Origin of the sequence: Gluconobacter sp. P1D12_c, assembly GCF_018812105.1 — a bacterium.
Taxonomy (GTDB): domain Bacteria; phylum Pseudomonadota; class Alphaproteobacteria; order Acetobacterales; family Acetobacteraceae; genus Gluconobacter; species Gluconobacter oxydans_A.
Genome location: NZ_JACSIQ010000004.1, coordinates 310082 through 317095, shown reverse-complemented (window position 1 = coordinate 317095; position 7014 = coordinate 310082). Strand labels below are relative to the sequence as shown.

Here is a 7014-nt window from a genome sequence, read left to right as displayed (position 1 = left end):
CACCCTAAAAACCCCGCTAAGTCGCTGACTTGGCGGGGTTTTTTGTTGCGCTCTACCGAACCACACCACAAATCACGCGAGACCCCGAACCACCAATCGGTTGACTCTGATAATCATCAGGCAAAGCATGAATAACAAGAGATGATCCGTCAGCATCCAACAGGGCCGGACGGCCGTCGTTACCCTTTAAAGATACAAAAGTTGAGTAAACTTCAGCTTTGGCCGTTCCGTCGCTGCCCGCAAAAATGTTGGGAAGATCCCCAAAGTCATTCTCTCCGGCGTTGAGCAGCCCATGCGTAACTGGTTTTGTGGTGTGCACATGCGAGCCTGCGCTGGTAAATGCAGGTGCGCTGCAATTTCCTTTTTCATGAAAGTGCATGCCATGCCAGCCAGGTGTCAGTCCACTGACTTCAATGTGGAGCACAACACCTTTTGGAGCCTCAATAATCTGTGCAGTGCCAACCGTTTTTCCGTCAGTTCCTGTGAGGGATGCGGTAGCTGTCTCTGCCGAGAATGCCAGGGAAGGCGTAAGAGCCATTGATCCCACTACAAATGAGAGACGCTTTAAGCGTGCTAAGGTCATTGAAGTCTTTCTCCGGTCTGTAGATCGTTAGAACCATTTTATGAAATGATTGGTTGGCAGTGGATTTTGTCGCAACTGCGACGCAATAGCAATAAAAGCATTTTATGCGTCCCGACATATCCGAGAGAACGCTAACCATTATCCCGCAATGCGACGTTCACATTGTCATGAGTTGCAAAATTTCTGATGTGAGGCTGCTCGGCTACAGCCGATAAGTACTTTTATTATGTAACATAATGTTGGTAACGAGAGAAAAAAGAACCTTAAGTGAACTTCATTTCTTTCGTTTTGTTTTGGAAGAAAGCATGGCAGAAGGCGCGTCTGTCCAACGCGATTAATGCTGCACTGTATTCAGGGAAATTATGCTTTTCAAAACTCTTCCCAAGCAGACCATTATTGGTTTGTGTGCACTATTCGCGTGCACGTTTACGGCACTGACAAGTGAAGTGGCACCTGTCGGTCTACTGATCGATATGGCGCAGGGTTTTAGCATCACAGAAGGGCAAGCAGGACTAGCTGTAAGTGCTTTTGCTCTTATGGTTGCTTTGGGGGCAGTGCCTCTGACCATCCTGACTGCAAAGGTTGACCGTAAGAAACTCATGCTCCTTTCATTGGGAGGATATGTTCTTTCCAATTTTATTGCAGCGGTTGCTCCGACATTTCTCGTTTTATGTGCTGGGCGCGCTATCGGTGGAATCGCCCACGCCCTGCTGATGTCAATTGTCTCTGCCTATGCTGCCCGGCTTGTCCCGCCCAAGATGACGGGAAGAGCTATTTCCTTTGTATACGGTGGGACCTCTCTCGGCTCCATTTTAGGTGTGCCTGGGGCAGCGGCCATTGGCCATTTCGCAAGCTGGCGTATTGCCATGCTTGTGATGACTGGTATTGCCGTCCTGTTGACGGTTTGCATTGCTGTTTTCCTGCCGCCAGTCGTAACGTCTGGAGATGCCAGCACGAACCTGCCATCGGTGGGATCACGCAAGGCTATGAAGATTTTCCTCATAGTTGTGGCCATTGATGCGATCTTTTTCGTAGCTCACAACATGCTCTATACTTATGTTACGCCACTTCTTCTGGCGCATGGTCTGCCCAAAAGTGCTTTGAGTATCGCTCTTTTGTTGACAGGTGCTGTGAGTATTCTGGGGCTATGGGGCGCAGGTCAGATTGTTGATCGTTGGCCAGCTGCGGGCATGCTGGCAGGCGGAATGGCCATGCTTATTGGAATGGGCCTCATGTATGGTCATATTTTGTCTGGCTGGGGGTCTGTTGCATCTGTTGCGCTTTGGTGTACCGGCTATTCAGCACTGATTCCATTTGTGATGTCTGGCGCAATTCGTGCGAGAGCGACACGCCCGGATGTGGCGGGAGCAGCGATTAACGGCGGGAGCAATCTCGGAATTTTGCTCGGATCAGCACTTGGTGGTCAGGTGCTAACCTGGAGTGGGTTCGGCGTTCTAACGCCAATTGCCATTGCTATTACGCTAGCCGCTATCCTTCTGGCGATTTTCAATCCAGAGGCTTTTCCAAGAATACTGAATTCTTCAGATGAAGAAGCTGCTTCCTGACACTTAGAAAGGCCCCCGGATAGACATCCGGGGGCCTTTTTTTCATTTATCCAGTCTCGGTAGTACTCAAAGCTGATCAGAATGATGTGGACAGTGTGCCCATCATCGCGAATGGCGGCATGATATAATAGGTCGGTGCCGTGTCGGCGCCGATCTTGTGACCATAGACACCCGTTGTCGCCCGGGCATTATTCGAGAAGTAATAGACTCCGCCGAGTTTGTACTGGCTGGTCAGGTTGGTGAAGTTCAGCTTGAAGGTCGGGGACTGTGCAATGAAGAACTTTGGCAGATGATAGCCAAGCGTCAGGGAGTCCGAGAAGTAGGACGGCATGTACTGATCGTTCATGAAGGACGATGCCTGCTTGGACGTGTAGTGCACGCTGGCATTCATGAAGAACGGGCCTTCATTATAGGTCAGGCCAACGCTGCCTGAGAACTTCGGAGACATGACGGCCGTCTTGCCCTTGGTTCGCAGATAGTCAACGGAGCCATCGTCTGCAGTGGTCTGCAGGTTGTTGTCCATCGTTGTGTGCAGGTATTCGAATGCGAAATACGGGCTGAAACGATGGAACAGTGGGCGGGTGGACAGCATGACATCCACGCCGCGGATTGTTTCGCCACCTGCGTTGATGGTCTGGCTGACCTGAACGTCATTGCTGAACATGTTAACGGACAGCAGACGGTTGGAGACATTCATGTTGAAGAAGCTAATATCAGCCAGGAACAGATCGTCGCTGTAACGATAACCCAGTTCTTCCTTGATCGAGTACTGCGGCTTCGCCCCCGCACCAGATGTCGTCATTCTGCCCGTGCTGGTGCTATAGCGCGAGATCATGTTGATCGGGGAGGGTGCACGGAAATCGCCTTCAGCATTGATGTAAAGCTGATGATGAGGAGCGAAGTTGTATGACCAGGAGAAGCGTGGCGTCGGTGAAACATAGGTGTGATTGGTGTGGCTGGCTGTGCTGGGCAGGTAGTCTTGACCTTCCAGCGTCATGGATGTCACCTTGATGCCGGCTGTGATGTTCATCTTGCGGTTCAGAAGGTGAACCGTGTCTTCCAGGAAGCCCGAGTTCAGGCTGTAAGACCCTAGGTAGTCAACGGAATTGTAAATGCTGCCGCTGGTTGTACGGTAGTAGGACGACTTGTCTGTGTCCGACGGCTGCGCACCCGTTGTCTGGTTCATCTTGGACATAGGCGTCTTCAGGGAATAACGATATTCCTCGTGCCAATAACCGATTTGACCGTCGTTATTCTCGGAGTGCCAACCCAGTGCAGCAACAACGCCGCCCTGCTGGGTCACGGACATGGAGTTTGTGGACACTGCGGCACGCGTCGCTGTGCTGATCTTGCCGTCGCCGTTCAGGTCAACCCGCTGAAGCGCTGATCCAGCATAAGTATAGCCTTCCTGCAAACGGGATGCACTGTTCAACGTAATGTCGGAGCGTTCGTAGTATGGCGAGATGTTCAGCGTGAAGGTGTTGTTCAGCGCAAACTTCATCGGCATGGAGATGTAGAACTGGTCCTTGTCCGTACCGTGCACGCCATAATAGCTGCTCGGAGACGTGGCGCTGAACTGGGCATTGTAGCTCAGAGGCGTGGAGACCGGACGTCCATGCTTGTCGTTCTGGAAGTTGGCCAGTGTCGGATAACGGTTCAGGTAGTAGTGTGAGTGGTTATATCCGGCGAACAGATCAATGGAGCTTCGGTTGCCAATCAGCTTCTGGGCACGGAAATCCATATGCTTGCGATCGCTGTCGCCCGACCCGCGCCATGCATCGGAGTGGGTGTTGGAAAACGACGCATAGCTTGTGATTCCGGTATGCCCGATTTCACCGGAGTCCACACGGATGAAGCCTCGTGTGCGGTTAAAAGACCCGTAGCTGCCGGACACCAGGCCGCCAAATTTCTTGGAGGGTGCGCGCGTGGTGATGCTCAGGGCGCCTGCGCCCGCTGAAGTTACCGGATCTTCCACGGAGATGGAGCCTGGGCTCATGCTCTCGGCAGAGATGTTGTTGCTGTCGATGTAGTTCTGGACGAAGTTTGAGGCCGATGACGTGCCGCCATTTGCAATCGGCATGCCATTCAGCATGATGCCGATATCGTTGTCATACAGGCCGCGGCTCTGCATGGATCCGCCTTCATTGCCGCTCGGGTCCGGCGTCGTGATGTTCACGCTCGGCAGATTAGCAATCAGATCGAGCGGGCTGCTCGTCGGGCTCTGCATCTCGATATAGTTCTGCGTCACGGTCTGTACAGCGCGGGATGCTGTTTCGGCGCGCATCATGCCACCGCCAGGCTGATGATGTGTTCCTGTGACGCTGATGGACTCTTTGCCGGCTTCGACTTCTGTGCGTGCTGCGTGCGCACGGTGCTTCGTAGGCTCTGTTGTCGCAGACGTTGCGGCATAGGCCGTTGGAACAGTAACGGAAAGACCGCTCAGAAACGTAGCTGCCGCAAGAGCTTTCTTTCCCGGCCCGAAAAGAGCGTCAAGCGGAACGGACATTCCGGAACGGCTGGAGCGACTGGGAGAGAAAGTACAGGAAGACATTTCTGGAACTCATTCTGCAGGAGACTAACGCTTCGATAGCGTTATGAATTTGGTAAACGAAGATAAAGGAGAGAATTATAAGAACATTCCAAAGAAAAAATTGATAGTTTCAATTTTTGTCTGAAGGGATGTCTGTGTCAGGAGCGGCGTGTCAGCAAAGGCTTGGCCAAAAGCACGCTCATGAAAGAAATAATGGCCGTCAGGATCATATAAAGTGCCGGAGCATGGTTCATTCCGCTCCAGGCAATCAGCGCGGCATTGGTCATGGGGGCTAGGCCTCCGAACAGCACCACGCCGAATGAATATCCCATGGTGAGGCCACGTCCTCGCCGTTCGCTGGGGAAGATCTGTCCGATGAAGCCATCGAGGGCTGCAAAATAGAAAAGCCCGCTCAAATTGAAGATTAGTGGCATGAGCAGCACTGTAGCCGGAGCAATGCGGATCAACTGAAATGCAGGCAATGGCAGAAGGATTAAAAAGGCACAGGACAGAAGCATGGGACGGATGCTGTGTGTTCTGTCAAAGCGGTCTGCCAGCTTCCAGCGCAGGGGCGTGAAAAGTAGTTGGCCGCCATAGGTCAGCAGTGGCGCAAGGGACGTGCTGATACTCGAGAGACTGTACTGGCTGCGTGCATAATGCGGCATGTAAAGGCCGAGGTAGGTGATACCGCTTCCAAGCGCGACAGACCCCATGATGAGGGCAGTCCGCAAAATCGTGTCAGACTGGAAAAAGGGTGCCACAACAGCAGGGGCGGGGTGACGTGTTGGCGGGTTCTGACGGTTCAGGATGAGGCGTAGAATCAACCCGCCCGTGCCCACTGCTGCACCCAGTCCTGTGGCGATACGAAAGGCATAGTCGTTGAATGCTGCTGTTGGAAGGCACAGGTTCAGAGCAAGGACGACAGTGGCAGCGCAAAGAGAGGCCGTAATTTGCCCGATAGCCTGCCAGCTTGCAGCACGCGCTTCATGGTGAGGCGCATGCTCGATCAGAAAAGATGTTGCGCTGCCAAATTCGCCACCAAGCGAGAAGCCGTGAATAAGCCGAGCCACGACAATCAGCACAGGCGCCGCAATGCCAATGCTGGCGTAAGATGGCGTTACGGTGAGGAGCAGACTGCCTGCCGCCATGAGAAGAATGCAGATCATCATGGTGGGGACGCGCCCCCGCCGATCTGCATAATTGCCGAGCACGATGGCTCCGAGCGGGCGGGCAAGAAGCGTCAGGCCGAACGTTGCAAGAGAGAGGCCAAGTTGCGACAGCGGAAGACCCGACGGAAAAAAGGTTCGGCCAATTGAAGCGGAAAAATACGCGTAGATGACGAAGTCGTAGTACTCGATGATATTGCCAATGATCGAAGCAATAACAGCCTGATCTGGCTTTTTTTGGAACAGGGTACCCGTCTTCGCCATCAACCCTGGATGCCCCCGAGTTTCTGAATCATGAACTGAATAAACGAACGCAGTGTCGGAGCGGTGTAGCGCTCCTTGTGATACAGAAGATAAATAGGCCGAGACGGAAGCGTATAATCCGGAAGAAGGGCCTGGAGTTTTCCGTCCCGGATATCTTCGCGCACCAGGTCTGAGGGCAGCATGGCAATCCCCATGCCCGATAGTGCGGCGCGACGCATGGCCTGCGTGTTATTGAAAAGACCCTTGCGGTGCATTTCTACCGAGACATGACCTTGCGGTCCTTCAAAATGCCATTCCCGTCGAGCCCAGTGCCAAGGTGATGCGGGCGTGTAGGAAAAGGCCAGAGCGTCATGTGTCGCCAGTTGCTGAGGCGTTAAAAGCTCTTCACGACGCGAAAGATACGCTGGAGAGGCGCAAAGCGTCATGGTGTAGTTGGAGAGCCTACGACAGATCAGGGAGGAAGGCTCCGGTACGCCCAGCCTGATGGCGATATCGAACTTCTCATGCGTCAGATCAACGCTGCGTTCCGTCAGGACAAGATCGATATCCACGGAGGGATGCTCGTTCAGGTAATCCGCGATGCAGGGCGTGATGCTTTGTGTGCCATACGTGACCGGAGCGGTAATCCTCAGGGTGCCAGACGGCAGACTCTGGGCGGCTTCCGCCATGCGCTCCGTTTCGTCGAGCATGCTGAGAATTTTCTGGCATTTGGCGAAATAGACGGCCCCAAATGCAGTCAGGCTCTGTCGACGCGTTGTACGTCTCAGCAGGCTGGTGCCCAGTCGCTCCTCCAGCAGGCGCACGTAATTGCCCACCATTGTGGGTGAGATGCCGCATCGCTCTGCGGCAGACGTCATGCTTCCTGTTTCAACGACCGCGATAAAGGTCGTCATGGCCTGAAAAACG

The 7014-nt window shown here is 53.4% G+C and carries 5 protein-coding genes; 1 reads left to right on the top strand and 4 read right to left on the bottom strand.

All coding sequences use genetic code 11. The features are described 5' to 3' along the window. Positions 1-52: 52 nt before the first annotated feature. Positions 53-583 carry a superoxide dismutase[Cu-Zn] gene (sodC, locus tag KP705_RS06875; RefSeq protein WP_215764216.1) on the bottom strand — a complete coding sequence of 177 codons (531 nt, stop codon included), beginning with the start codon at positions 581-583 and terminating at the stop codon, positions 53-55. Between the two features lie 362 nt (positions 584-945). Between sodC and KP705_RS06870 the strand changes: the two genes are divergently transcribed. Continuing rightward, positions 946-2148 carry an MFS transporter gene (locus tag KP705_RS06870; RefSeq protein ID WP_064273061.1) on the top strand — a complete coding sequence of 401 codons (1203 nt, stop codon included), beginning with the start codon at positions 946-948 and terminating at the stop codon, positions 2146-2148. A gap of 76 nt (positions 2149-2224) precedes the next feature. Here the strand turns inward: KP705_RS06870 and KP705_RS06865 are convergent, their stop codons facing one another. The 3 genes from KP705_RS06865 to KP705_RS06855 all read right to left on the bottom strand — a co-directional run bounded on the left by KP705_RS06865 (position 2225) and on the right by KP705_RS06855 (position 7001). After that, positions 2225-4699, bottom strand: a complete 2475-nt coding sequence (locus tag KP705_RS06865; protein WP_215764215.1) for a TonB-dependent receptor — start codon at positions 4697-4699, stop codon at positions 2225-2227. A 137-nt stretch (positions 4700-4836) separates the two neighbouring features. After that, positions 4837-6108 carry an MFS transporter gene (locus tag KP705_RS06860; protein WP_046901316.1) on the bottom strand — a complete coding sequence of 424 codons (1272 nt, stop codon included), beginning with the start codon at positions 6106-6108 and terminating at the stop codon, positions 4837-4839. Further along, the gene (locus KP705_RS06855; protein WP_232309047.1) at positions 6108-7001 is read right to left on the bottom strand and encodes a LysR family transcriptional regulator; all 894 of its coding nucleotides are present in this window, start codon (positions 6999-7001) and stop codon (positions 6108-6110) included. The genes KP705_RS06860 and KP705_RS06855 overlap by 1 nt, the downstream gene beginning before the upstream one ends. Between the last annotated feature and the right edge of the window lie 13 nt (positions 7002-7014).